19 protein-coding genes are annotated in these 23,529 nt (G+C 71.0%); 16 read left to right on the forward strand and 3 right to left on the reverse strand.

The features are described 5' to 3' along the window. Positions 1–94 precede the first annotated feature (94 nt). Positions 95–454 (forward strand): DUF4259 domain-containing protein, encoded by a 360-nt coding sequence (locus tag ACIRP2_RS00320; protein ID WP_404244986.1) that lies wholly within the window; start codon positions 95–97, stop codon positions 452–454. 99 nt (positions 455–553) lie between these two features. Continuing rightward, positions 554–1,120 carry a GNAT family N-acetyltransferase gene (locus ACIRP2_RS00325; RefSeq protein WP_404244988.1) on the forward strand — a complete coding sequence of 189 codons (567 nt, stop codon included), beginning with the start codon at positions 554–556 and terminating at the stop codon, positions 1,118–1,120. Between the two features lie 158 nt (positions 1,121–1,278). Here ACIRP2_RS00325 and ACIRP2_RS00330 read toward each other — a convergent pair whose 3' ends face one another. Further along, the gene (locus ACIRP2_RS00330; RefSeq protein ID WP_404244991.1) at positions 1,279–1,833 is read right to left on the reverse strand and encodes a GNAT family N-acetyltransferase; all 555 of its coding nucleotides are present in this window, start codon (positions 1,831–1,833) and stop codon (positions 1,279–1,281) included. A 119-nt stretch (positions 1,834–1,952) separates the two neighbouring features. On the opposite strand from ACIRP2_RS00330, the gene ACIRP2_RS00335 reads away from it, so the two are divergent. The 4 genes from ACIRP2_RS00335 (at position 1,953) to ACIRP2_RS00350 (ending at position 7,743) form a co-directional block, all read left to right on the forward strand. Further along, a complete protein-coding gene (locus ACIRP2_RS00335) occupies positions 1,953–2,621 on the forward strand; it encodes a CGNR zinc finger domain-containing protein (protein ID WP_404244993.1) in 669 nt (222 codons plus the stop codon). 103 nt (positions 2,622–2,724) lie between these two features. Continuing rightward, the gene (locus ACIRP2_RS00340; protein WP_404244995.1) at positions 2,725–5,112 is read left to right on the forward strand and encodes a HelD family protein; all 2,388 of its coding nucleotides are present in this window, start codon (positions 2,725–2,727) and stop codon (positions 5,110–5,112) included. A 524-nt stretch (positions 5,113–5,636) separates the two neighbouring features. Continuing rightward, a complete protein-coding gene (locus ACIRP2_RS00345) occupies positions 5,637–7,073 on the forward strand; it encodes an NAD-dependent malic enzyme (protein ID WP_351073522.1) in 1,437 nt (478 codons plus the stop codon). Positions 7,074–7,461: 388 nt separating this feature from the next. Then, positions 7,462–7,743, forward strand: a complete 282-nt coding sequence (locus tag ACIRP2_RS00350; RefSeq protein WP_003968811.1) for an HU family DNA-binding protein — start codon at positions 7,462–7,464, stop codon at positions 7,741–7,743. Between the two features lie 195 nt (positions 7,744–7,938). On the opposite strand, the gene murA is transcribed toward ACIRP2_RS00350, so the two are convergent. Further along, the gene (gene murA / locus ACIRP2_RS00355) at positions 7,939–9,279 is read right to left on the reverse strand and encodes a UDP-N-acetylglucosamine 1-carboxyvinyltransferase (RefSeq protein ID WP_351073520.1); all 1,341 of its coding nucleotides are present in this window, start codon (positions 9,277–9,279) and stop codon (positions 7,939–7,941) included. A 276-nt stretch (positions 9,280–9,555) separates the two neighbouring features. On the opposite strand from murA, the gene ACIRP2_RS00360 reads away from it, so the two are divergent. The 10 genes from ACIRP2_RS00360 to ACIRP2_RS00405 all read left to right on the forward strand — a co-directional run bounded on the left by ACIRP2_RS00360 (position 9,556) and on the right by ACIRP2_RS00405 (position 21,977). Beyond that, entirely contained in the window at positions 9,556–10,155 is a 600-nt protein-coding gene (locus tag ACIRP2_RS00360) for a YqgE/AlgH family protein (protein WP_404244999.1), read from the forward strand. A gap of 30 nt (positions 10,156–10,185) precedes the next feature. Continuing rightward, positions 10,186–10,479 carry a DUF3039 domain-containing protein gene (locus tag ACIRP2_RS00365; protein ID WP_072484142.1) on the forward strand — a complete coding sequence of 98 codons (294 nt, stop codon included), beginning with the start codon at positions 10,186–10,188 and terminating at the stop codon, positions 10,477–10,479. Between the two features lie 213 nt (positions 10,480–10,692). Next, on the forward strand, positions 10,693–11,997 hold the full coding sequence (locus ACIRP2_RS00370) for an extracellular solute-binding protein (RefSeq protein WP_404245001.1): 1,305 nt from the start codon (positions 10,693–10,695) through the stop codon (positions 11,995–11,997). Between the two features lie 2 nt (positions 11,998–11,999). After that, positions 12,000–12,971: a carbohydrate ABC transporter permease gene (locus ACIRP2_RS00375; protein WP_404245003.1), complete on the forward strand. Its 972-nt coding sequence runs from the start codon at positions 12,000–12,002 to the stop codon at positions 12,969–12,971. Between the two features lie 11 nt (positions 12,972–12,982). Further along, a complete protein-coding gene (locus ACIRP2_RS00380; RefSeq protein ID WP_404247109.1) occupies positions 12,983–13,816 on the forward strand; it encodes a carbohydrate ABC transporter permease in 834 nt (277 codons plus the stop codon). A gap of 4 nt (positions 13,817–13,820) precedes the next feature. Further along, positions 13,821–15,491, forward strand: a complete 1,671-nt coding sequence (locus tag ACIRP2_RS00385) for a beta-N-acetylhexosaminidase (RefSeq protein WP_404245005.1) — start codon at positions 13,821–13,823, stop codon at positions 15,489–15,491. A gap of 411 nt (positions 15,492–15,902) precedes the next feature. Further along, entirely contained in the window at positions 15,903–16,799 is an 897-nt protein-coding gene (locus tag ACIRP2_RS00390) for an FAD binding domain-containing protein (protein WP_404245007.1), read from the forward strand. Continuing rightward, positions 16,796–18,958 carry a 2Fe-2S iron-sulfur cluster-binding protein gene (locus ACIRP2_RS00395; protein ID WP_404245010.1) on the forward strand — a complete coding sequence of 721 codons (2,163 nt, stop codon included), beginning with the start codon at positions 16,796–16,798 and terminating at the stop codon, positions 18,956–18,958. The genes ACIRP2_RS00390 and ACIRP2_RS00395 overlap by 4 nt, the downstream gene beginning before the upstream one ends. After that, the gene (locus ACIRP2_RS00400) at positions 18,955–21,291 is read left to right on the forward strand and encodes a xanthine dehydrogenase family protein molybdopterin-binding subunit (RefSeq protein WP_404245012.1); all 2,337 of its coding nucleotides are present in this window, start codon (positions 18,955–18,957) and stop codon (positions 21,289–21,291) included. Before ACIRP2_RS00395 ends, ACIRP2_RS00400 begins: the two co-directional genes overlap by 4 nt. A gap of 143 nt (positions 21,292–21,434) precedes the next feature. Further along, entirely contained in the window at positions 21,435–21,977 is a 543-nt protein-coding gene (locus ACIRP2_RS00405) for a hypothetical protein (protein WP_404245014.1), read from the forward strand. Positions 21,978–22,276: 299 nt separating this feature from the next. On the opposite strand, the gene ACIRP2_RS00410 is transcribed toward ACIRP2_RS00405, so the two are convergent. Next, entirely contained in the window at positions 22,277–22,567 is a 291-nt protein-coding gene (locus ACIRP2_RS00410; protein WP_404245016.1) for a hypothetical protein, read from the reverse strand. Positions 22,568–23,529: the final 962 nt, after the last annotated feature.

Below are 23,529 nucleotides of genomic sequence, written 5' to 3' on the forward strand. Positions count from 1 at the left end.
CGTCGCCGGCGGGGCCGCCGGGTGGAACCCGGCCGTTGTCGGTGCGGCTTGCTAGAACGGTCGCAGGCACGGAACGACGACCGGAGGGGGCCCTGTGGGTACCTGGGGCAGTGGGAATTTCGACGACGACACGGCGGCGGATCATCTGTCGGGCATCACCGGGCGGCTCGTCTCGGAGATCGAGGAGGCCATGGCCGGCGACCCGGTCGGCCTGGAGCCGGACGAGTACTGGGGCGTCGCCGTGCCGTGCAACGTCGAGCTGCTGTGTCTGATCGCCGAGCGGCATTACGTCGGCGCCACGGTGCCCGGGGCGGCGGTGGTCGAGCGCTGGAAGAAGACCTTCATGGACGTGTGGGAGCGGACCGTCGACGGTCTCGAACCCGAACCGGAGTACAAGGAGAAGCGGCGGGCGGAGCTGATCCGCACCTTCGACCGGCTGAGGGCCCTCTCGTGATCCCCGGCGGGCGTACGGTCCTTTCCGTGCGGGAGGCGGCCCGACCGTGTGCCGAGACAGGGCGGAGGCGGCGTGATGCGCCCGGGATAGCGTGACGGGATGATCGACGACATCCACCGGCTCGACGCGGACATACGGCTCCGTCCCGCCACCCCGGCCGACGCCGCCTCCCTCGCTCTGTCCCTGACCCGCAGCCGCGCGTACATGAGCCGCTGGGAGCCCGAGCGGCCCGACACCTTCTACACCGAGCAGGGGCAGCGGGAACGGCTGGCCGGAATGCTCGCGGACCGTGACGCGGGGCGGGCGATGCCGTGGGTGCTCGCCGACGAACAGGACCGTGCGGTGGGCGGGTTCAACCTCACCGGCATCGTGCTCGGGCCGTTCCGCAGCGGAGTTCTCGGCTACTGGGTCGATGTCGAGCACGCGGGCCGCGGCCTGGCCACGGCCGCCGTGCAGCGGGTCTGCGAGGTGGCCGGGGACGATCTGCGGCTGCACCGGGTCGAGGCCGGGACGGTGCTGGACAACGAGGCCTCGCAGCGGGTGCTCGCCAAGTGCGGCTTCGAGCAGTACGGCATGGCCCCGCGCTATCTGCACATCAACGGCGAGTGGCGTGACCACCGGCTGTTCCAGCGGATTCTGTACGACGGTCCGTCGCTGACGGGGTGACGGCCCCGCACGGGCCGACCGGCGCCGGTGATCCCGGACGGCGCGCCGAGTGATGTCCTCGAACGGCGGACGGGCCGACCACCGCCGAGATCCCGGAGGGGCATCGTTCCGCCGGGCGTGCGCGGGAGCGGAGTCCGCCCGGCGACGGGACGGGACGGCTACCGGACGTGTCCGGTGCGCAGCCGCACATGCCGGTGCCCGTCCAGCGGCCACGGCGGCCGCGCCGGAAGAACCTCCGCGAGGCCGTAACCGCTCTTCTCGGCGACCCGGCAGGACGCGTCGTTGCCCACCTGGTGGAGCAGGTCCAGCCGCACGAGCCCGTCCCCGGCGAACGCCTCGAACGCCCAGTCGGTGAGCGCCCCGAGAGCCCGCGGAGCGACCCCGCGGCCGCGCGCCCGTGCCGCCGTCCAGTAGCCGACCTCCCCGCCGGCGGAGCCCGGTGCCGGGTACTTGAGCACCACATTGCCGACCGGCTCGTCGTCGAGATCGCGATCGATCACCGCGAAACTGAAGCGGCTGCCGGATTCCCGGCCCTCCCGCTCCACCCGCAGCCAGCGCCGCGCCTCCGCCTCGTCCGTGACCGGCACGAGCAGCTTGGCGCGCATCACGGGATCGCGGTGCGCCTCGATCAGGGCCGGCATGTCCTCGGGCAGCCAGGGCCGGAGCAGGAGCGGCCCGGCCTCCGGAGTGGCGGTACGGGGATCGTTGTCCATCGGGACACCGTAGGGCCCCGCCGGTGCCGGTCCGTGCGGCAGCAGGGGTTCCGGGGTGGCCGCCCGAGGGGCACCCTGGGGGAGACCCCGATCGGAGACCCCGAGGCGGTGACCTACGCATGGCGGCGGGCAAGAGCTCGTACGACTGGCGGTTCGACTCCGGGCGCCCGTGCCTGGACCTGGTGGCAACAGGGATCGGCACCTCCGGCGCCTGCGAACTGCTCGACGGCGCCGAGCGGCTCGCCGACTGGCTGGTGGCCACGGGACTCGTGCCGAGCGGCACCCACCTCGGCGCGGTGGACGACACCTGGGTGGTGCGCTTCCGGCAGTTGAGGGCCGGCGTGGAACACCTGCTGACCGCCGAGCTCGCCGGCCGCAGGGCCGAGAGCGCCCTGGCACGGGTCAACGCGCTCGCCGCGGCCGCCCCTCCGGGACTGCGGGCTGTACGTGGCGGGAGCGGCACGCTGGTACGGGCCCTGAGCGCCGATCCCGAATGCGGGGCGCTGCTGGCCGCCGTGGCCCGCGACGTCGTGGAGCTGTTGACCGACCCGGTGGCCCGAGCCGGACTGCGCCGCTGCGAGGCCGACAACTGCCACCGGCTCTACCTGGACACCTCACGGGGCCGCCGACGCCGTTGGTGCTCCAGCGAGGTGTGCGGAAACCGGGAGCGGGTGGCCCGCCACCGGCGCAGAGCGGCCGCGGTGGCGGTCATGGACGCGGGTGTGTCCGGGGGCGCGGGCACGGAGCCCGGCACTCCCGCGATCCCGGACGCGGGGGCCGATGCCTGATCGAAATCCCCGCGAGCCATTTCGATACGCGCGGCAGGTGCGCGGCGGGCCCCCCTTCGCATAGGGTTGACGGCTGCCCAATGCACGTCAGAAGGGGGCCTCGGTGGCCGCGCAGGATGCCGCTGTCGATTCGTTGCGGGACCGGGAAATCGGTGTCGAGCAGGAACATCTCGACCGTGTCTACGACCGTCTCGAAGAGAAGATCCACGAGGCGGAATTTCTCATGGACGACGCCGTCAAGCGCGGCCAGGTCGGTACCCCGGGCGCGCTCGCGGAACGCGACGCCCAGGTGTTCCGGGCCGGAATCCACCTCAACCGGTTGAACAGCGAGTTCGAGGACTTCCTCTTCGGAAGGATCGATCTGCTGCTCGGCAAGGACGGCGAACGCGGCCCGGACGGCGCGTACACCTCCGTCGAGCCGGCCGACGACGCCGTACGCGAGGACCATTCCGCCGACATCGCCGAGACGCTGCACATCGGCCGCATCGGCGTCCTCGACTCCGACTACGCGCCGCTGGTCATCGACTGGCGCGCACCGGCCGCCGCGCCGTTCTACCGGTCGACGCCGAAGGAGCCGGGCAGGGTGGTGCGCCGCCGGGTCATCCGTTCCAAGGGCCGCAGGGTCCTCGGGGTCGAGGACGACCTGATGCGCCCCGAGCTCACCGCGTACCTGGGCGGCGACAAGCTTCCCGTCATCGGCGACGGCGCCCTGATGGCGGCGCTCGGCCAGGCCCGCAGCCACACGATGCGGGACATCGTCTCCTCCATCCAGGCGGAGCAGGACCTGGTGATCCGGGCGCCCGCCGCCTCCGTCACCGAGGTCTCGGGCGGTCCGGGCACCGGCAAGACCGCCGTCGCCCTGCACCGTGCCGCCTACCTCCTCTACCAGGACCGGCGGCGGTACGCGGGCGGCATCCTCGTCGTCTCACCGACCCCGCTCCTGGTCGCGTACACCGAGGGCGTGCTGCCCTCGCTGGGCGAGGAGGGGCAGGTCGCGATCCGCGCGGTCGGCTCGCTCTCCGACGAGGCGGCCGGCGTCGAGGGCGCCACCACCTACGACGAACCCGCCGTCGCCCGGATCAAGGGCTCCTCCCGGATGCTCCAGGTGTTGCGCAAGGCGGCGCGCGGGGCACTGGAACAGCCCGGCACCCCTCGCAGGGCCCCGGAGCAGGAAGGCCGGCTGTCCTTCGGTGACGAAGCCGACGGAGCCGACCCGGCCCCGGGCACCCCGACCCGGCTGCGGGTCGTCGCGTTCGGCGCCCGTGTCGAACTGAACGCGGACGAACTGCACCGCATCCGGCAGTCCGTGCTCGGCGGCACCGCCCCGGTCAATCTGCTCCGCCCGCGCGCCCGCAGAATGCTCCTGGACGCCCTGTGGAACAAGTCCTCCGGCCGGGGCCGCTACACCGACCCCGAACTGGCCGCGGAACTGCGCTCCTCCTTCGACGAGGACGTCTCCACCGAGACCCCCTTCCTCGACTTCCTGAACGCCTGGTGGCCCGAACTCACCCCGCGCGGGGTGCTCGCCGCGATGGCGGACGAGAAGCGGCTCGGCCGCTGGGCGCGCCGGGTCCTCAACCAGGGCGAGGTGCGCCGCTTCGCACGCTCGCTGAAGCGGCTCGACGGCGAGGGGAACGGACCGCTCTCCGTGCACGACGTCGCCATCCTCGACGAGCTGCAGACGCTGCTGGGCACCCCGCACCGGCCGAAGAAGAAGCGCGACCTCGACCCGCTGGACCAGCTCTCCGGTCTGGAGGAGCTGATGCCGCAGCGCGAGGAGACCCAGCGCGAACGGGCCGAGCGGCTGGCCGCGGAGCGTACGGAGTACGCGCACGTCATCGTCGACGAGGCGCAGGACCTCACGCCCATGCAGTGGCGCATGGTCGGCCGCCGCGGCCGGCACGCCACCTGGACGATCGTCGGAGACCCGGCGCAGTCCTCCTGGTCCGACCCGGACGAGGCCGCCCGCGCGCGCGACGAGGCGCTCGGCAACCGCCCGCGCCGCCGCTTCACCCTCACGGTCAACTACCGCAACCCGGCGGAGATCGCCGAGCTGGCCTCGAAGGTCCTGGCGCTGGCGATGCCCGGCATGGAGTCCCCGGCCGCGGTCCGCTCCACGGGCGTGAAGCCGCGCTTCGAGACCGTACGGGACGGCGATCTGGCCGCCTCGGTGCGCGAGGAGGCACGGCGGCTGCTGGCCGAGGTGGACGGCACGGTGGGTGTGGTCGTCGCGATGAACCGCCGGGCCCAGGCCCGCGACTGGCTCGCCGAGCTCGGCGACCGGGTGGTGGCGCTGGGCAGCCTGGAGGCGAAGGGCCTGGAGTACGACGCCACGGTGGTCGTCTCGCCCGCGGAGATCGCGGACGAGTCCCCGGCCGGCCTGCGGGTGCTGTACGTGGCGCTGACGCGTGCGACGCAGCAGCTCACGGTGGTCTCCGGGAAGCGTGACCTGCCGGACGAGGACGGTGTCCCGGACCTGCTGAGGGACTGACGAGGGCGTCGTCCCGGCCCCGGACCCGGATGAGGTTCCGGGGAAGGCCGTCGTCCCGCGCCCGGCGAGCGACCGGGCGAGCGGGCGCCGGCGCCGCCGGGCGGGCGGATTTTCGAATCGACCCGTACTCCGGGAATCACTTCTGCGGGGTCTTTGTTAGCCTGGTGTCGGCACCGGCTCGATCCAAGCCCCCGGGCCCAACCTTCGTCGCTTCGAGCGACCACTTGCCGCGAGGCGAGCATGGCGGGTCGGTGCCGCTCGACCAAGAAGACAGACCCGCGTCACCTTCCGGTGGCGCGGGTCTGTTCTTGTTTGTGGACCCGGCCGGGTCCATGGAGGCGGCCGGGTCGGAAGTCATTGGGGGTTCCGCTGAAGCGGTCATCTCTCGTATGGTGGAAACTACTTTCCGAAGAGTGGCAGTCATTACCGGCTACCGGCCAGTAGGTGCGACGATCGGGGAGCGTGTCCGAGGCGAGCGCCCCGGCCGCGCGGCAAAGAAGCTAAGGAAAGCGAAGGACTCGGCCATGGCAACGGCGCCCAGCGTCTCGTACTCGATGACGGTCAGGCTGGAGGTGCCCGCGAGCGGCACAGCGGTCTCCCAGCTCACCACGGCCGTGGAGTCCTCCGGCGGTTCGGTCACCGGCCTCGACGTGACCGCCTCCGGCCACGAGAAGCTGCGGATCGACGTCACCATCGCCGCCACCTCGACCGCGCACGCGGACGAGATCGTGGAGAACCTGCGCGGCATCGAGGGTGTCGTGCTGGGGAAGGTCTCCGACCGTACGTTCCTGATGCACCTCGGCGGCAAGATCGAGATGGCGTCCAAGCACCCCATCCGCAACCGCGACGACCTCTCGATGATCTACACCCCGGGTGTGGCCCGGGTCTGCATGGCGATCGCCGAGAATCCCGAGGACGCCCGCCGCCTCACCATCAAGCGCAACTCCGTCGCAGTTGTGACGGACGGTTCCGCGGTGCTCGGCCTCGGCAACATCGGTCCGATGGCCGCCCTCCCGGTGATGGAGGGCAAGGCGGCCCTGTTCAAGCGCTTCGCCGGCATCGACGCCTGGCCGATCTGCCTGGACACCCAGGACACCGACGCCATCGTCGAGATCGTCAAGGCGATGGCCCCCGGCTTCGCGGGCATCAACCTGGAGGACATCTCCGCACCCCGCTGCTTCGAGATCGAGGCGCGGCTGCGCGAGGCCCTGGACATCCCCGTCTTCCACGACGACCAGCACGGCACCGCGATCGTGGTCCTGGCCGCGCTGACCAACGCGCTGCGCGTGGTGGGCAAGGGAATCGGGGACGTACGCGTCGTCATGTCCGGCGCCGGAGCGGCCGGTACGGCCATCCTGAAGCTCCTCATCGCCGCCGGCGTCAAGCACGCCGTCGTCGCCGACATCCACGGTGTGGTGCACGCCGGCCGCGAGGATCTGGTCTCCGCCGACGCCGATTCGCCGCTGCGCTGGATCGCCGACAACACCAACCCCGAGTCCGTCACGGGCACCCTCAAGCAGGCCGTCGTGGGCGCCGACGTCTTCATCGGCGTCTCCGCCCCGAACGTCCTGGACGGAGCCGATGTCGCCGCCATGGCCGACGGTGCGATCGTGTTCGCGCTCGCGAACCCCGACCCCGAGGTGGATCCGGCAATCGCTCGCCAGACGGCGGCAGTTGTCGCCACCGGCCGCTCCGACTTCCCGAACCAGATCAACAACGTGCTGGTCTTCCCGGGTGTCTTCCGCGGTCTGCTGGACGCCCAGTCCCGTACCGTCAACACCGAGATGATGCTCGCCGCCGCGCGTGCCCTCGCCGACGTCGTCGCGGAGGACGAGGTGAACGCGAACTACATCATCCCGTCGGTCTTCAACGACAAGGTCGCCGGAGCGGTCGCCGGTGCGGTCCGGGACGCCGCGAAGGCGGCGGGCGGTACCGTGACGGGCGCGGGGGAGCTCGGCTGACGCCGGCCGTCCGCGGAACCCGCCGCGCCCCCTGGCGGCGTCCGGCCGCGACCTCGGCGCCCCACGTCGGCCCCACGTACGGCGCGTCGCGGGTCGCGGCGCCCCAAACGCCCCTTTAGGGTGGGCGGGCGGCGCGTCCCGCAGAGCCCCGCATCCGCTGCGGACCGCTTTCGGGGAGTCGACGGAACGTCACCACGATGAGGCAGTGGTGCTTTTCGTGTGACTCCGGAGGGTGCCGGATTGGCTTTCCCGCCGCAGGTGGGGGCAGGATGCGTAATCGGGCGCGAGGGTCTGACGACAGACCCGGGTCCGGGGACTGTCCGAGGGCCCTGGCAGCATCGGCTTCGATCTCACGCCTCACAGGCAAGAAGAACACGGGAGTAACAACATGAACCGCAGTGAGCTGGTGGCCGCCCTGGCCGACCGCGCCGAGGTGACTCGCAAGGACGCCGACGCCGTGCTGGCCGCGCTCGCCGAGACCGTCGGTGAGATCGTCGCCAAGGGCGACGAGAAGGTCACCATCCCCGGCTTCCTGACCTTCGAGCGCACCCACCGTGCCGCTCGCACCGCTCGTAACCCGCAGACCGGCGACCCGATCAACATCCCGGCCGGCTACAGCGTGAAGGTCTCCGCGGGCTCCAAGCTCAAGGAAGCCGCCAAGGGCAAGTAAGCCCCACAGGCGCGACGAAGGGCGGTCACCCGACCAGGGTGGCCGCCCTTCCGTGTACCGGCCCGAGAGGGCCCTTTCCGGGCCTCTGTCGCCAACGTGGACCCGGAGGGACGAACCAGGACCCTCCGTGGAACGGGAAACGGGGGTCCGGGGCAGTGCCCCGAACCCCCGTCAGCAGCCGTCGGCCGCCGGGTCTCAGACCAGCGCCCCGCCGGGCAGCTCCACCTTCGCGCCCAGCTTCTCCAGCTTCTCCATGAAGTTCTCGTAGCCGCGGTTGATCAGGTCGATGCCGTGCACCCGCGAGGTGCCCTGCGCCGCCAGCGCGGCGATCAGGTACGAGAAACCGCCGCGCAGGTCCGGGATGACCAGATCCGCGCCCTGCAGCCTCGTCGGCCCGGACACGACCGCGGAGTGCAGGAAGTTGCGCTGGCCGAAGCGGCAGTCGGAGCCGCCCAGGCACTCGCGGTAGAGCTGGATGTGCGCGCCCATCTGGTTGAGCGCCGAGGTGAAACCGAGCCGGGACTCGTACACCGTCTCGTGGACGATGGACAGGCCCGAGGCCTGCGTCAGGGCCACGACCAGCGGCTGCTGCCAGTCGGTCTGGAAACCGGGGTGCACGTCCGTCTCCAGGGCGATGGCGTTCAGCGCGCTGCCCGGGTGCCAGAAACGGATGCCCTCGTCGTCGATCTCGAACGCGCCGCCGACCCGGCGGAAGGTGTTCAGGAACGTCATCATCGAGCGCTGCTGTGCGCCCCGTACGTAGATGTTGCCCTCGGTGGCCAGCGCCGCGGACGCCCAGGAGGCCGCCTCCAGGCGGTCCGGGATCGCGCGGTGCGTATAGCCGTCCAGCCGGTCGACCCCGGTGATCCGGATCGTCCGGTCGGTGTCCATCGAGATGATCGCGCCCATCTTCTGCAGTACGCAGATGAGGTCCTCGATCTCGGGCTCCACGGCCGCGTTGGACAGTTCGGTGACGCCCTCGGCGAGCACGGCCGTCAGCAGCACCTGCTCGGTGGAGCCCACCGACGGGTACGGCAGTCGGATCTTCGTGCCGCGCAGTCGCTGCGGGGCCTCCAGGTACTGGCCGTCCGCGCGCTTCTCGATGGTCGCGCCGAACTGCCGCAGCACGTCGAAGTGGAAGTCGATCGGCCGACCGCCGATGTCGCAGCCGCCGAGCCCCGGGATGAACGCGTGGCCCAGCCGGTGCAGCAGCGGGCCGCAGAACAGGATCGGGATGCGCGACGAGCCCGCGTGGGCGTCGATGTCGGCGACGTTGGCGCTCTCGACATGGGTCGGGTCAAGGATCAGTTCGCCCGGTTCGTCACCCGGCCGGACCGTCACGCCGTGCAACTGCAACAGTCCGCGCACCACCCGCACATCGCGGATGTCGGGCACATTGCGCAGCCGGCTGGGCCCGCTGCCGAGCAGCGCGGCGACCATTGCCTTCGGCACCAGGTTCTTGGCGCCTCTGACGCGGATCTCGCCCTCCAGCGGGGTTCCGCCGTGGACAAGCAGGACATCGTCTGTGCCGGTCATGAATCTCGCGTTCCGGAGTGGTCGGGCAGGGGGCCAAACGAAAGGGTAATGGCCCGCGTACCCCCTTCCGTAAGAGGTCGGGGGGTGTACGAACGTCATGAATCCGCCACAACACGCTCTGCTTCCCAACTCTTGCGGAGGGTTACCGTCCGCAACGCGCCCGGGGCTGTGCGCTCTCCGTGCCTCCATGCGCCCTGAGCTGCGCTCGGGCCCGTTCGGTGACCGGGCGGCCCACTTGGCCCCCGCGAGGGGCGAAGATGCGGGATCATTTCTGCCATGACCGAGGTGTCCTCGCTCACAGGGCGACTGCTCGTGGCAACACCCGCGCTCGCGGACCCGAATTTCGACCGCGCGGTGGTGCTGCTCCTCGACCACGACGAGGAGGGCTCGCTCGGCGTGGTCCTGAACCGCCCGACCCCGGTCGGCGTCGGCGACATCCTCACGTCCTGGGCCGGTCTGACGGGAGAGCCGGACGTGGTCTTCCAGGGCGGCCCGGTCTCGCTCGACTCGGCGCTCGGGGTGGCGGTCATCCCCGGCGACGAGGGCTCCTCGCCGCGCTCCCGTCCCCGTCCGAACAGCGGGGACCCCCTGGGCTTCCGCCGGGTGTACGGGGCGATCGGCCTGGTCGACCTGGAGGCGCCGCCGGAGCTGCTGGCAGCGGCGCTCGGCTCGCTGCGCATCTTCGCCGGATACGCCGGCTGGGGTCCCGGGCAGCTGGAGACGGAGCTGACCGAGGGGGCCTGGTACGTCGTCGAGTCCGAGCCCGGAGATGTCTCCTCCCCGCGCCCGGAACACCTCTGGCGGGCGGTCCTGCGCCGTCAGCGCAGCGAACTGGCGATGATCGCCACCTACCCGGACGACCCGTCGCTGAACTGAAGCTCCGGGCTTTCAGTACCCTTGGCGGTTATGAGCACTCTTGAGCCCGAGCGCGGGGCAGGTACGGGGACCCTCGTAGAGCCGACGCCACAGGTGTCGAACGGCGACGGCGACCACGAGCGCTACGCCCATTACGTCCAGAAGGACAAGATCATGGCGAGTGCCCTGGAGGGCACCCCCGTGGTCGCACTGTGCGGGAAGGTCTGGGTGCCGGGGCGCGACCCCAAGAAGTATCCGGTCTGTCCCATGTGCAAGGAGATCTACGAGTCCATGGGCGCCGGTGGCGACAAGGACAAGGGCAAGGGCGGCAAGGACAAGAAGTAGTCCTTGGGCCGTTCGGCCGCCACTGCTTCGGGCCCCCGGGGTGCGCGTTGACGCGCACCCCGGGGGCCCTTCGCGTTGCACGGGCTGCTTCCCCGGGTCACAGAGTGGTTGAGACCACTTGTCGGCGTCCGCACGCGCACCTACTCTCCTGCCAGTTGTGCAGAACGAAACGAGCGTTGCGCATGTTGCAACGCCTATCGGTAGGGGTTCCGGATGAAGCTGTCTGCCCGAATTGCCGCCCCGGCCGCGGCGCTTGTGCTGGCGGGTCTCACCGCCACCGCCTGTGCGCCGCAGACCTCCGACACCGGAGCCAAGGGGGACGAGAAGACCGGCACGCTGCGTGTCTGGCTGTTCCAGGAGGTCGGCAACAAGCCCAAGGAGCGGGTCGTCGACGCGGCGGTCGCCGACTTCGAGAAGGCGCACAAGGGCGCGAAGGTCGAAGTCGAGTACATCCCGGTCGAGACCCGCGCCCAGCGGATCAAGGCGGCGTTCAACGACCCGAAGAGCGCCCCGGACCTCATCGAGTACGGCAACACGGACACCGCCGGATACGTCAAGGACGGCGGACTCGCCGACGTCGGTGCGGAGTTCGCCGCCTGGGACGAGGCCAAGGACACCGATCCGACCGCCGAGCAGTCCGTCACGGTCGGCGGCAAGATCTACGGGGCCCCGTTCTTCGTCGGCGTCCGCGCGCTGTACTACCGCACCGACGTCTTCAAGGACTTGGGGATCGAGGCCCCCAAGTCCCAGGCCGAGCTGATCTCCACCGCGAAGAAGATCCACAAGAAGAAGCCGGATCTGTACGGACTGGCGGTCGGTGGCGCGTACACGTACGGTGCGATGCCGTTCATCTGGGCCCATGGCGGTGAGCTGGCCGACGACGACGGTGGCACGTACAAGGCGGCCATCAACAGCGACAAGGCCCGCAAGGGCATCGAGGCGTACACCTCGCTCTTCGGTGACGACAACTGTCCGGCCGCCAAGTGCGCGTCCATGGGCGGCAACGCCACCGTCACCGCGTTCGCCTCCGGCAAGGCCGCCATGGCGATCGGCGGCGACTTCAGCCACGCGGCCGTCGAGGCGGGCGCGGTGAAGGGCGCGTACGCGGTGGTGCCGCTGCCGGGTGTCGCGGAGGGCTCCATCGCCCCGGCGTTCGCGGGCGGGAACAACATCGGTGTGCTGAAGAGCAGTGCGCACCGCAGCCTCGCCGTGGACCTGATGAAGTCCCTGACCGGCAAGGAGACCCAGGCGAAGATGTTCGACGCGATGGGCTTCCTGCCGACCTACACGGATGTGCGGGCGACGGTCGCGAAGAAGCAGCCGTTCGTCGAGCCGTTCGTCAGGACGCTCGGCGCGGGCGCGAAGTTCGTCCCGGCCTCGCCGGGCTGGGGCCAGATCGACTCCTCGCTGGTCCTGCCGACGATGTTCCAGGAGATCGTCAGCGGCCGCAAGGACGTGGCGAAGGCCTCGGACGACGCGGCGAAGAAGATGGACGCCGCGTTCGCCGACGCGGGCTGACGATGACCGCGAACAGTACGGCGTACAAAGCGCCCAGCACGTCCGGGACGGGCGCCTCCACCCGCACGCCCCGGCGCCGCCGCTCCGCCCCGTCCGCGCGCCGGCCCGGCTGGACCCCCTGGCTCTACCTCCTGCCCGCGCTCGTGCTCCTCGGCGGGCTGCTCGTCTACCCGATCTACCAACTCGGCCTGATCTCCTTCCTGGAGTACACCCAGGCCCAGGTCAGCGGTGGTGAACCAGCCACCTTCCAGGGGTTCGGGAACTACGCGACGCTCTTCGGGGACGGCCAGTTCTGGCAGGTGCTCCTGGCGACCGTGGTCTTCGCCGCCGCCTGCGTGCTGGCGACCCTGCTGGTCGGCTGCGCGCTCGCCGTCCTGCTGACCCGGATCCGGGCCGTGCCGCGGCTCGCGCTGATGCTGGCCGCGCTCGGCGCCTGGGCGACCCCCGCGATCACCGGTTCCACCGTCTGGGTGTTTCTCTTCGACCCGGACTTCGGCCCGGTCAACCGGGTGCTGGGGCTCGGCGACTTCTCCTGGACGTACGGGCGCTACAGCGCCTTCGCCCTGGTGCTCCTCGAAGTGTTGTGGTGCTCGTTCCCGTTCGTGATGGTGACCGTGTACGCGGGCATCCGGGCGATCCCCGCCGAGGTGCTCGAAGCGGCCGCGCTGGACGGCGCCTCGCAGTGGCGGATCTGGCGCTCGGTCATGGCCCCGATGCTGCGGCCGATTCTCGTCGTCGTCACCATCCAGTCGATCATCTGGGACTTCAAGGTCTTCACCCAGATCTACGTCATGACCAACGGCGGCGGTATCGCCGGCCAGAACCTGGTGCTCAACGTGTACGCGTACCAGAAGGCGTTCGCGTCCTCGCAGTACAGCCTCGGCTCGGCGATCGGCGTCGTGATGCTGGTGATCCTGCTGGCCGTCACGCTCGTCCATCTGCGGCTGACGCGGCGCCAGGGGGAGGAACTGTGAGCGCACGGAGCATGCTGAGCATCCGCCGGCCGGGCCGGCTGGCCGCCGAGGCCGCGGCCCTCCTGATCGCCGCCGCGGTCGCCTTCCCGCTGTACTGGATGGTGCTCTCCGCCCTCAAACCGGCCGGCGAGATCCAGTCCACCGATCCCCGCCCATGGACGCTGTCACCGTCCCTGGACTCGTTCCGCCGGGTCTTCGAACAGCACGACTTCGGGCGGTACTTCCTCAACAGCCTGATCGTCGCCGGGACGGTCGTCATCGCCTCCGCGCTGATCGCCTTCCTGGCGGCGACGGCCGTGACCCGGTTCAGATTCCGCTTCCGCACCACGCTGCTGATCATGTTCCTGGTCGCGCAGATGGTGCCGGTCGAGGCGCTGACCATCCCGCTGTTCTTCCTGATGCGGGACTTCGGCCAGCTGAACACGCTCGGCTCGCTGATCCTGCCGCACCTCGCCTTCTCGCTGCCGTTCGCGATCTGGATGCTGCGCGGCTTCGTCAAGGCCGTCCCGGACGCGCTGGAGGAGGCCGCCTGGATCGACGGTGCCAGCCGCGCCCGCTTCCTGTGGCAGATCCTCTTCCCGCTGGTCTTCCCGGGGCTGGTGGCGACCAGTGTCTTCTCGTTCATCTCCACCTGGAACGACTTTCTGTTCGCGAAGTCGTTCATCATCAGCGACACCTCCCAGTCGACGCTCCCGATGGCGCTGCTGGTCTTCTTCAAGCCCGATGAGAACGACTGGGGAGGGATCATGGCAGCCTCGACGGTGATGACCATTCCCGTGCTGGTCTTCTTCGTACTCGTACAGCGCCGCCTGGTCTCGGGACTCGGCGGAGCGGTAAAGGACTGACGCCATGGCCATGGAACTGATCCCGGCGCTCATCCCGGCACCCGTGCACGCCGGTGACGCGGCTGATTCCGGTGACGCGGCGGGGCGGGACGGATTCCCGCTGGACCCGCTCACCACCATCACGGCGGCCCCCGGTACCGAGGACACCGAGCGCTGGCTGCGCTCCACGCTCGGAGCCGCCTTCGGCCTGCCCCTCGCGCCGGGCGGCGAGGACGCCACGCACACCATCCGGCTGCGCATCGACCCGGCTCTGGACCCCGAGGGGTACCGGCTGTCCACCGGGCCCGGCGGCCGGTACGTCGAGATCACCGGAGGGAGCGCCGCCGGAGTCTTCTGGGGCGCGCAGACGCTCCGCCAGCTCCTGGGACCGGAAGCCTTCCGCCGCGCGCCGGTCGACCCCGGCACGCGGCGCGTCGTCCCCGTCACGGACATCGAGGACCGGCCCCGCTTCCCGTGGCGCGGCATGATGCTCGACGTGGCACGGCACTTCCTGCCCAAGGACGACGTCCTGCGCTACCTCGACCTCCTCGCCGCCCACAAGCTGAACGTCTTCCACTTCCACCTCACCGACGACCAGGGCTGGCGCATCGAGATCAAGCGCTACCCGAGGCTCACCGAGGTCGGCTCCTGGCGGGCCCGCACCAAGCACGGCCACCGGGCCTCCGAGCTGTGGGACGAGACCCCGCACGGCGGCCACTACACCCAGGACGACATCCGCGAGATCGTGGCGTACGCGGCCGAGCGGCATATCCGGGTCGTCCCCGAGATCGACATCCCGGGCCACTCGCAGGCCGCCATCGCCGCGTATCCCGAACTGGGCAACACCGACGTCATCGACACCACCACCCTCTCCGTCTGGGACACCTGGGGCATCAACGCGAACGTACTCGCCCCCACCGACAACACCCTGCGCTTCTTCGAGGGCGTGCTCGAAGAGGTCCTGGACCTCTTCCCCGCCGCCACCTCGCCGTTCATCCACATCGGCGGCGACGAGTGCCGCAAGGACCAGTGGAAGGAGTCCCCGGCCGCCCAGGCCCGGATCGACGAACTCGGCCTGGCCAACGAGGACGAGCTGCAGTCCTGGGTGATCCGGCACTTCGACACCTGGCTCACCGCGCGCGGACGCCGCCTGATCGGCTGGGACGAGATCCTCGAAGGCGGCCTCCCGACGGGCGCCGCCGTGTCGTCCTGGCGGGGGTACGGCGGCGGCATCACGGCCGCCGAGGCCGGCCACGACGTCGTGATGTGCCCGGAGCAGCACGTGTACCTGGACCACCGTCAGGACGGCGGCCCGGACGAACCGATGCCCATCGGGTTCGTCCGCACCCTGGAGGACGTCTACCGGTTCGAACCCGTGCCCGCGGGCCTCTCCGAGGATGCGGCCCGTCACATTCTCGGCACCCAGGCCAATGTGTGGACCGAGGTCATGCAGAACCGGGCCCGCGTCGACTACCAGGTCTTCCCGCGCCTTGCCGCGTTCGCGGAGGTCGCCTGGTCGCCCCTGCCCGCCCCCGCCGACCGGGACTACGCCGACTTCGAACGCCGGATGACCACGCACTACGCCCGCTTGGACGCCCTCGGCGTCGATTACCGGCCACCGACCGGCCCGTTGCCCCGGCAGCAGCGCCCCGGTGTCCTCGGGCGCCCTCTGGAGGGACCGCCCCCGAACGTGTGATCCCGCCGCGCTCCGGGACCGGCCGTCACGCTCCGAGGGGGGCGTGACGGCCGGCGCACGTCACCCGGTACGCGTGCCACGGACACTCCGTCACGGGTACGTCCGACCGTAAGAACCCTCAGCCCTGTGCGCCCCACCGGTCCGCGCCCCGGGCGGAACGCGCCCCGTCGGAACGGAGCCGGGCGAGTGCGAACGACCCGTGCGGGGCTCGCCGGGAAGCGGCGATTCGCACTCCACACGGAAGTGGGGCGAATCGGGATCATCCCCCAGGTCGCGGACGGATATGCCCTTCGTGGACCCTCGCGTCGGTCCGATCGGAAGATGTGCCAGAGTTGCCACGTCCAGGCTTTGAGCACGTACCGTACGGCGATACAAGCCGGACAGCCGGGACACCGGGAAGGGGCAGCTGGGTTGACCACGCACGCACCGCAGGCGACGCATTCGGTGACGCTGCCGGCCTCGCTCGACGAGGCCGTGGCGGCACTCGGCGCCATGCCCGCCGCCGTTCCTGTGGCAGGCGGGACAGACCTGATGTCGGCCGTCAACAAGGGGCTGCTGCGCCCCTCGGGACTGGTCGGCCTGGGCCGGATCAGTGAGCTGCGCGGCTGGCACTACCAGGACGGCCACGCCCTGCTCGGTGCCGGACTCACCCACGCACGCATGGGGCGGCCCGACTTCGCCGCCCTCATCCCCGCTCTGGCCGCGTCCGCGCGCGCCGCGGGCCCGCCCCAGATCCGCAACGCCGGAACGCTCGGCGGGAACATCGCCACCGCCGCCCCGACCGGTGACGCCCTGCCGGTGCTCGCCGCTCTGGAGGCCGAACTCGTCATCGTGGGCCCGGGAGGCGCCCGCCGCGAGATCCCGGTCTCGCATCTGCTGGCCGGCCGCGACATGCTCGAACCCGCCGAACTGATCGGCTTCGTCCGCGTGCCGCTGCTGCACGCCCCCCAGGTCTTCCTGAAGGCCACCGGCCGCACCGGCCCCGGCCGCGCCACGGCGTCCGTCGCGATCGTCCTCGACCCGGCCCGGCGCGGGGTGCGCTGCGCGGTCGGCGCCATCGCGCCGATGCCGCTGCGCCCGCTGGAGGCCGAACACTGGATCGCCTCACTGATCGACTGGGACGGCGAACGGGGCCTGGCCCCCGACGCGCTGGCCGCCTTCGGCGAGTACGTCGCCGCGGCCTGCATCCCGGACCAGGCACCGCCTGCCGACGGGGGAGAGGCGCCACCGCTGCCCCCCGCCGTACTGCATCTGCGGCGTACCGTCGCCGCGCTGGCCCGACGCGCGCTGGGGAGGGCACTGTCGTGAGCAACGAGGAACACAACGAACAGCACGGGCAGCGGGAGCAGCCGCAGCACGGGGGCTGGCAGCCGACGCCGCAGGGCGGCGAGTACGACGCCGAGGCGACCGCCTTCGTCCACCTGCCGCCGGAGGACCTGGCGAACATCCCGCTGGCCGCGCCCGGCCAGGGCTACGTACCGCCGATGATCGTGCCGCTGACACCCGCGGCCGGACTCGACCCGGCGGCCACCGGCAGCTGGGTCGTACAGGGACAGGGCGGGCAGGAGCGGGGTACGGGAGCGGAGCAGCCCGAACCCGACACGGTGCACTGGCCGGACCCGAACCAGCAGCCGCAGTACGGGTACGGGTACCCGCAGCAGGAGCAGTACCCGGGACCGTCGGTCGCGACCGGCCAGTGGAACTTCACCGAGTCCGCGCAGGTCGCCGAATCCATGGAGTTCGGCGGGCACCCCGAGCATGCGGCCCATGTCGACCACACCGGCCACGGCGGTCATGCCGACCACGGTGGTGTGGTCGGCCATGGTGACCACGGCAGTCACGGTGGTCACGGCAGTCACGGCAGTCACGGCAGTCACGGTGGTCCGGTCGGCCACGGTGACCACGGTGGTCCGGTCGGCCACGGCGGGTCGGTCGACCACGGCGGGTCGGTCGGCCACGGCGGGTCGGTCGGCCACGGCGGTTCGGCTGGTCACATCAACCACGTCGACCACACCGGCCAGTCCGGACCGGCCGATCACACGGGCCAGGCGGGCCACACCGGTCAGTGGACGATTCCGGTCGCCGACGGCGACCTCCCGGAGGAGTCCGGCGAGTTCGCGGCCTCGGCCCTGGCCTCCCAGTGGTACGCGGACCGGACTCCTCCGGCCACGTTGCCGGGCGGTGCTCCCGCACCGTGGGCGACACAGCAGCCGGTCGCGGAGCCCGGGGCCGAGGTCGGGCCCGAGAGCGCGATGGAGCCGGCCCCCGGCGCGGACATCGAGCCGCAGCACGCACCGGAAGCCGATTCCGCACCCGATGCGCAGCTTTCCGCGACGCCCTCCACGACATCCCCGGAGACCGCGCCCGCACCCCCTCCCGCGACGCACGCAGCGCCTTCTGCCGCGTCCTCAGTGGCGCCTTCCGTGGCGTACGAGGAGTCCTCGCAGGTCTCCGAGACGGCACCGGAGACACCGGTCACCGCCGTACCGGACGGCCCCGCACCCGTCGCCGGAGGCACCCCCGCTTTCGGAGTGGACCTCACGCAGGTCCCCGCCGCCGACGCCGCACCGACGGCCGTCAGCCTGCCCGAGCAGCGCCCGGCCGAGCCGTCGACCGACACGGCAGCCGACCCCGAACCGGGTACGACGGACGCCGCGGACCCCGACACGCCCCTCCGGGGCACCCCGGGAGAGGCGCCGCTGCCCGAGGCCGCGCCGCTCGAAGCGCAGAGCTCCGAAGCCCGCCCCGTCGAAGCGCAATCCCCCGAAGAGCAGACCTCCGAAACCCGAACCCGCGAGGCCGAGCCCCTCGAAGCCGAACCGGCCGAAGCCCAGCCGCTCGAAGCCCAGCCGCTCGACGTCCCCAGTGAGCATCCCGCCACCTCCTACGTCCTGCGCGTGAACGGCGCCGACCGCCCCGTCACCGACGCCTGGATCGGCGAGTCGCTGCTCTACGTGCTGCGCGAGCGCCTCGGCCTCGCCGGCGCCAAGGACGGCTGCTCGCAGGGCGAGTGCGGTGCCTGCAACGTCCAGGTGGACGGCCGTCTGGTCGCCTCCTGCCTGGTCCCGGCGGCGACCACGGCCGGGAGCGAGGTCCGTACGGTCGAAGGCCTGGCCGTGGACGGTGAGCCGTCCGACGTCCAGCGCGCCCTCGCCAAGTGCGGTGCCGTCCAGTGCGGTTTCTGCATCCCCGGCATGGCCATGACCATCCACGACCTCCTGGAGGGCAACCACGCCCCCAGCGAACTGGAGACGCGTCAGGCACTCTGCGGCAACCTCTGCCGCTGCTCCGGCTACCGGGGCGTCCTCGACGCCGTGAACGAGGTCATCGCAGGCCGTGAGGCCGGCGCCGAACCCGCCTCGTCGGACTCTTCGTCCCCGGAGTCCGACGAGGCCCGCATCCCGCATCAGGCCGCCGCCGGCGCCGGTGGTGTCCAGCCGCACTCGCAGGACGGAGGCATGGCGTGAGCAACGACGCAGCCACCGCTGCCAACGCGACCAGCACACGGATCACCGCCCCATCGGTCGAGGGTCCCGACACCGAGCCGGTCGCACTCGGCCTCGGTGTCTCCCTGCCGCCCGCCGACGCGCGCGCCAAGACCGAGGGCACCTTCCCCTACGCCGCCGACCTCTGGGCCGAGGGCCTGCTCTGGGCGGCCGTCCTCCGCTCCCCGCACCCGCACGCCCGCGTCCTGTCCATCGACACCTCGGGCGCCGCCGAGATGCCGGGGGTACGGGCCGTCATCACGCACGCGGACGTCCCGGGGGAGGGCGCGTACGGACGCAGGGTCGTCGACCGCCCGGTCTTCGCCTCCGACCTGGTCCGCCACCACGGTGAGCCGATCGCCGCGGTCGCCGCCGACCACCCCGACACGGCCCGGCTCGCCGCCGCGGCCATCGCCGTCGAGTACGAGGTCCTCGAACCGGTCACCGACCCGGAGAAGGCGTTCGAGGCCGAACCGCTCCACCCCGACGGCAACCTGATCCGCCACATCCCCCTGCGCTACGGCGACCCGGAGGTGACCGGCGAGGTCATCGTCGAGGGCCTGTACCGCATCGGCCGTCAGGACCCGGCCCCGATCGGCGCCGAGGCCGGACTCGCCGTGCCCCGGCCCGACGGCGGTGTGGAGATCTACACGGCCTCCACCGACCCGCACACCGACCGCGATCTCGCCGCCGCCTGCTTCGGTCTGGAACCGGACCGGGTGAAGCTCGTCGTCACCGGTGTCCCCGGCGCGACCGGCGACCGCGAGGACCCGGGCTTCCAGCTCCCGCTGGGCCTGCTGGCCCTGCGTACCGGCTGCCCGGTCAAACTGGCCGCCACCCGCGAGGAGTCCTTCCTCGGCCACGCCCACCGCCACCCGACACTCCTGCGCTACCGCCACCACGCGGACGCCGAGGGCCGGCTGGTGAAGGTCGAGGCGCAGATCCTGCTCGACGCGGGCGCGTACGCCGACGCCTCGTCCGAGTCGCTGGCCGCGGCGGTCGCGTTCGCCTGTGGCCCGTACGTCGTCCCGCACGCCTTCATCGAGGGCTGGGCGGTCCGCACGAACAACCCGCCGTCCGGCCATGTGCGCGGCGAGGGCGCGATGCAGGTCTGCGCGGCCTACGAGGGCCAGATGGACAAGCTGGCCGCCAAACTCGGCATCGACCCGGCCGAGCTCCGCCTGCGCAACGCCCTGTCCACCGGCGACATCCTCCCCACCGGCCAGACGGTGACCTGTCCGGCACCGGTGTCCGAACTCCTCGCCTCCGTACGCGACTTCCCTCTCCCCGCCCTGCCCAAGGACTCCCCGGAGGACGACTGGCTGCTCCCCGGCGGCCCGGAGGGCGCGGGCGAGCCCGGTGCGGTGCGCCGGGGCGTCGGCTATGCGCTCGGCATGGTCCACATGCTCGGAGCGGAGGGCGCCGACGAGGTCTCCACGGCCACCGTCAGGGTTCACGACGGGGTCGCCACGGTCATCTGCGCCGCGGTGGAGACGGGGCAGGGCTTCTCGACCCTCGCCCGCCAGGTGGTCCAGGAGACCCTGGGCATCGAAGAGGTCCATGTGGCGTCCGTCGACACCGACCAGCCCCCGGCGGGCCCCGCCACGCACGGCCGCCACACCTGGGTCTCGGCCGGAGCGGTGGAACGCGCCGCCAAGATGGTCCGTACACAGCTTCTCCAGCCCCTGGCCCACAAGTTCGGCATGTCCACGGAACTGCTGCAGATCGCCGGCGGCAAGATCACCTCCTACGACGGGGTGCTGTCCACGACCGTCACGGAAGCGATGGACGGCAAGGAACTCTGGGCCACCGCCCAGTGCCGCCCCCACCCGACCGAGCCTCTGGACGAGTCCGGCCAGGGCGACGCCTTCGTCGGCCTCGCCTTCTGCGCGATCCGCGCGGTGGTGGACGTGGACATCGAACTCGGTTCGGTCCGGGTCGTGGAGATGGCGGTCGCCCAGGACGTCGGCCGGGTCCTCAACCCGTCCCAACTGGCGACCCGTATCGAGGCGGGCATCACCCAGGGCATCGGCGCCGCGCTCACCGAGAACCTCCGCACGGCCCGCGGCCTGATCCGCCACCCCGACCTCACCGGCTACGCCCTGCCGACGGCCCTGGACGCACCGGACATTCGCATCGTCAAACTCATCGAAGAACGCGACGTGGTGGCCCCCTTCGGCGCCAAGCCGGCTTCCGCAGTACCGGTGGTGACCTCCCCCGCTGCGGTGGCCTCAGCAGTACGAGCCGCCACCGGCCGCCCGATCAACCGCCTCCCCATCAGGCCCCAGGCGGCAGTGGCGGCGCCCAAGTCCTGAGCTCTGCACGGGTGGCGTGATCCGATGCGATCCGGGTTGCAGGTGCAACCCGGAGATGCACACTGTCACCGCTGCTGGCTAAGGTGAACCCCGAGGCTGAAGTCGAAGCGTCAATCGGCTGTTGCTAAACGGGGGAGGTTGCTGTGGGACAGAGTGATCCGGGGGCGGAGTCTTCGGCGTATTCGTTGGGCGTGCTGGGTGGCATGGGAGCCATCGGCGCGGTGGCCCAGAACGCCGTGGGCGAACTGGTCACCGAACTCTCGTCGTTCACCAAGTTCCGCGACCGCATCGATGAGCTCCTGCGCGACCTCAAGGCGTCTCCGGCCGGGCCGGGGAAGGTCGGCGAAGACACGATGGGGCGCGAGCGATTCGGCGGCGGCAAGGGCGAGTGGTCGGAGGCGGATGGCCTCCACGGCGCGTACTCCAAGGTCGTCACGGAGCTGGAAGGGCTTTCCCAACTCCTGTCCGACTCCATCGAGGGCATGAGCATCGCGGTTCTCGCTTCCCACAAGGGCTACGAGAACGTCGACTTGGACGTCCGCGACCGCATGAGTGCGATCCAGCGCAGCACGATCGCCCACCACGAGGCCGCACAGGTTGCGGCGGACGCTGCGGCGAAGAACGCACACAAGCCTCCGGCCAAGTCGGAGGAGCCGGGGGACACGTCTGACAGCCGTGCCTATTGATGCCGGTGGGGATGTTCTCTGCATGCGAAGGACAGGGACGAGGACGGGGAGAGGGACGGCGTCATGGGTACGGATTTCGACAAGAAGACCCACGAGGAGATGCTGAAGTGGCTGGACCAGGCCAACAGCGGTGAGATCCAGGGGGCTGCTGATCGTCTGAAGAGCGCGGCGTCGGAGATTCGTAAGATCGCCGAGGAGCTGAAAGTTCGCCCGCAGCTGGTTGAGTGGAAGGGCGAGGGGGCCAAGGCATTCCATACATGGAGCGCGGATCTGGCCAACGCAACACTGCGCCTGGGGGATTACAGCGAGGACACCTCGAAGTTGCTCAGTGAGGCGTCGAACGCGATTGCGTTGGCGAAGGCATCGATTCCTCGGACGGAGGCGAGCGCACAGGCGAATTTGGAGGCGGCTCTCGCTGCAAGGAACGATCCTGATGCGTCGGCGGTGGCGAAGAAGTCTGCAGAGACGTTGATTGCGTCGAGGGAGAAGAACCGCGAAGAGGCGGCTGCGCGGATGCGTAGCCTGTCGCAGACGTATACGCACTCGTTGGAGCAGATGACATCTCTGGACAAGCCGGTGTTCCCGGCCATGCCGGAGGTGATCGCGCCAAAGGACGAGCGAAAGCGTGCTGGCGAGGAAAGCGGGAGCGTCTACCGCGAATCCGGAGGTAGCTCGGCTGCGGGCGGTACGGCGTATGTCACTGGGCAAGGACAGGGCGTTGACGCAGCAGGCGGTGTGACCGGGCCCTCGGGACGGGTGGGTAATACCCCGCACCTCGTGCCGCCTTCGGTCTCGACACCGGTGGACATGGGGATAGATGGAGTCACCGCACTGCCAGACACTCCACCCTCCCGGGTCGCAAATCCAGTGGGGCCGCCGACCGGCCCCAGGTCCGACACTGTTCTCCCGCCGACAGTGGGGACTGTGCCTCCTGTCCCTAACATCAGTCCCGCCGTACCGCGCAGGACCAGCGGAGGGGGAAAGACAATTGGGATGCCACATCCGCCAGCATCTGCCCCAGGCGGGAGCCCGCTTGGCCCGGGACCCGTGGGCCGTTCCCCCGGACCGAACGGGATCACCGGCGGCCGTGTTGTGCCCCCGGGCTCCGGGCGTTCTGCGGTTGGTATTCCGCGTGGGTTGGTCATGGGCAGCGAGAACGCCCATGGTTCGACGCCCATGGGACGCGCCCCGGGCATGGGCGGTGGGATCGGTCCCGGCGCCTCACCGAACGCAGCGGGCGGTGGCCGTCGGCTGGCCGGTGAGGCGGGCGGCGTGGTTGGGGGACGCCAGCAGCAGGGCCGTGCGGGTGTGCGACCGTTCACGCCTGGGGGGTCAGGTTTGCCGATAGGACGGGGGGGTGGCTCTCGGGCGCATACGGAAGGGCGTGACGAGGGCAGCGAACGTCCGGACTACCTGGTCGAGGACGATGAGACTTGGCAGCAGGGTGGCCGACGGATCGTCCCGCCGGTCGTCGACTGATCAATAGAGCACTCACGAAGGATTCGGATGCGCATCGAAAGCGGGAGACTCACCCGACGGCGAACCATGATGT

The sequence above is a fragment of the Streptomyces sp. NPDC101194 genome (genome assembly GCF_044767885.1).
GTDB lineage: Bacteria > Actinomycetota > Actinomycetes > Streptomycetales > Streptomycetaceae > Streptomyces.

Coding starts and splice junctions, on each gene's coding strand:
- ACIRP2_RS00385 (WP_404245005.1), top strand. CDS start 13,821: ATGGCCATGGAACTGATCCCGGCGCTCATCCCGGCACCCGTGCACGCC.
- ACIRP2_RS00360 (WP_404244999.1), top strand. CDS start 9,556: ATGACCGAGGTGTCCTCGCTCACAGGGCGACTGCTCGTGGCAACACCC.
- ACIRP2_RS00370 (WP_404245001.1), top strand. CDS start 10,693: ATGAAGCTGTCTGCCCGAATTGCCGCCCCGGCCGCGGCGCTTGTGCTG.
- ACIRP2_RS00330 (WP_404244991.1), bottom strand. CDS start 1,833: ATGGACAACGATCCCCGTACCGCCACTCCGGAGGCCGGGCCGCTCCTG.
- ACIRP2_RS00335 (WP_404244993.1), top strand. CDS start 1,953: ATGGCGGCGGGCAAGAGCTCGTACGACTGGCGGTTCGACTCCGGGCGC.
- ACIRP2_RS00380 (WP_404247109.1), top strand. CDS start 12,983: ATGCTGAGCATCCGCCGGCCGGGCCGGCTGGCCGCCGAGGCCGCGGCC.
- ACIRP2_RS00410 (WP_404245016.1), bottom strand. CDS start 22,567: ATGGCCGGGAACACCGGCTTGTCCAGAGATGTCATCTGCTCCAACGAG.
- ACIRP2_RS00345 (WP_351073522.1), top strand. CDS start 5,637: ATGGCAACGGCGCCCAGCGTCTCGTACTCGATGACGGTCAGGCTGGAG.
- ACIRP2_RS00375 (WP_404245003.1), top strand. CDS start 12,000: ATGACCGCGAACAGTACGGCGTACAAAGCGCCCAGCACGTCCGGGACG.
- murA (WP_351073520.1), bottom strand. CDS start 9,279: ATGACCGGCACAGACGATGTCCTGCTTGTCCACGGCGGAACCCCGCTG.
- ACIRP2_RS00325 (WP_404244988.1), top strand. CDS start 554: ATGATCGACGACATCCACCGGCTCGACGCGGACATACGGCTCCGTCCC.
- ACIRP2_RS00350 (WP_003968811.1), top strand. CDS start 7,462: ATGAACCGCAGTGAGCTGGTGGCCGCCCTGGCCGACCGCGCCGAGGTG.
- ACIRP2_RS00365 (WP_072484142.1), top strand. CDS start 10,186: ATGAGCACTCTTGAGCCCGAGCGCGGGGCAGGTACGGGGACCCTCGTA.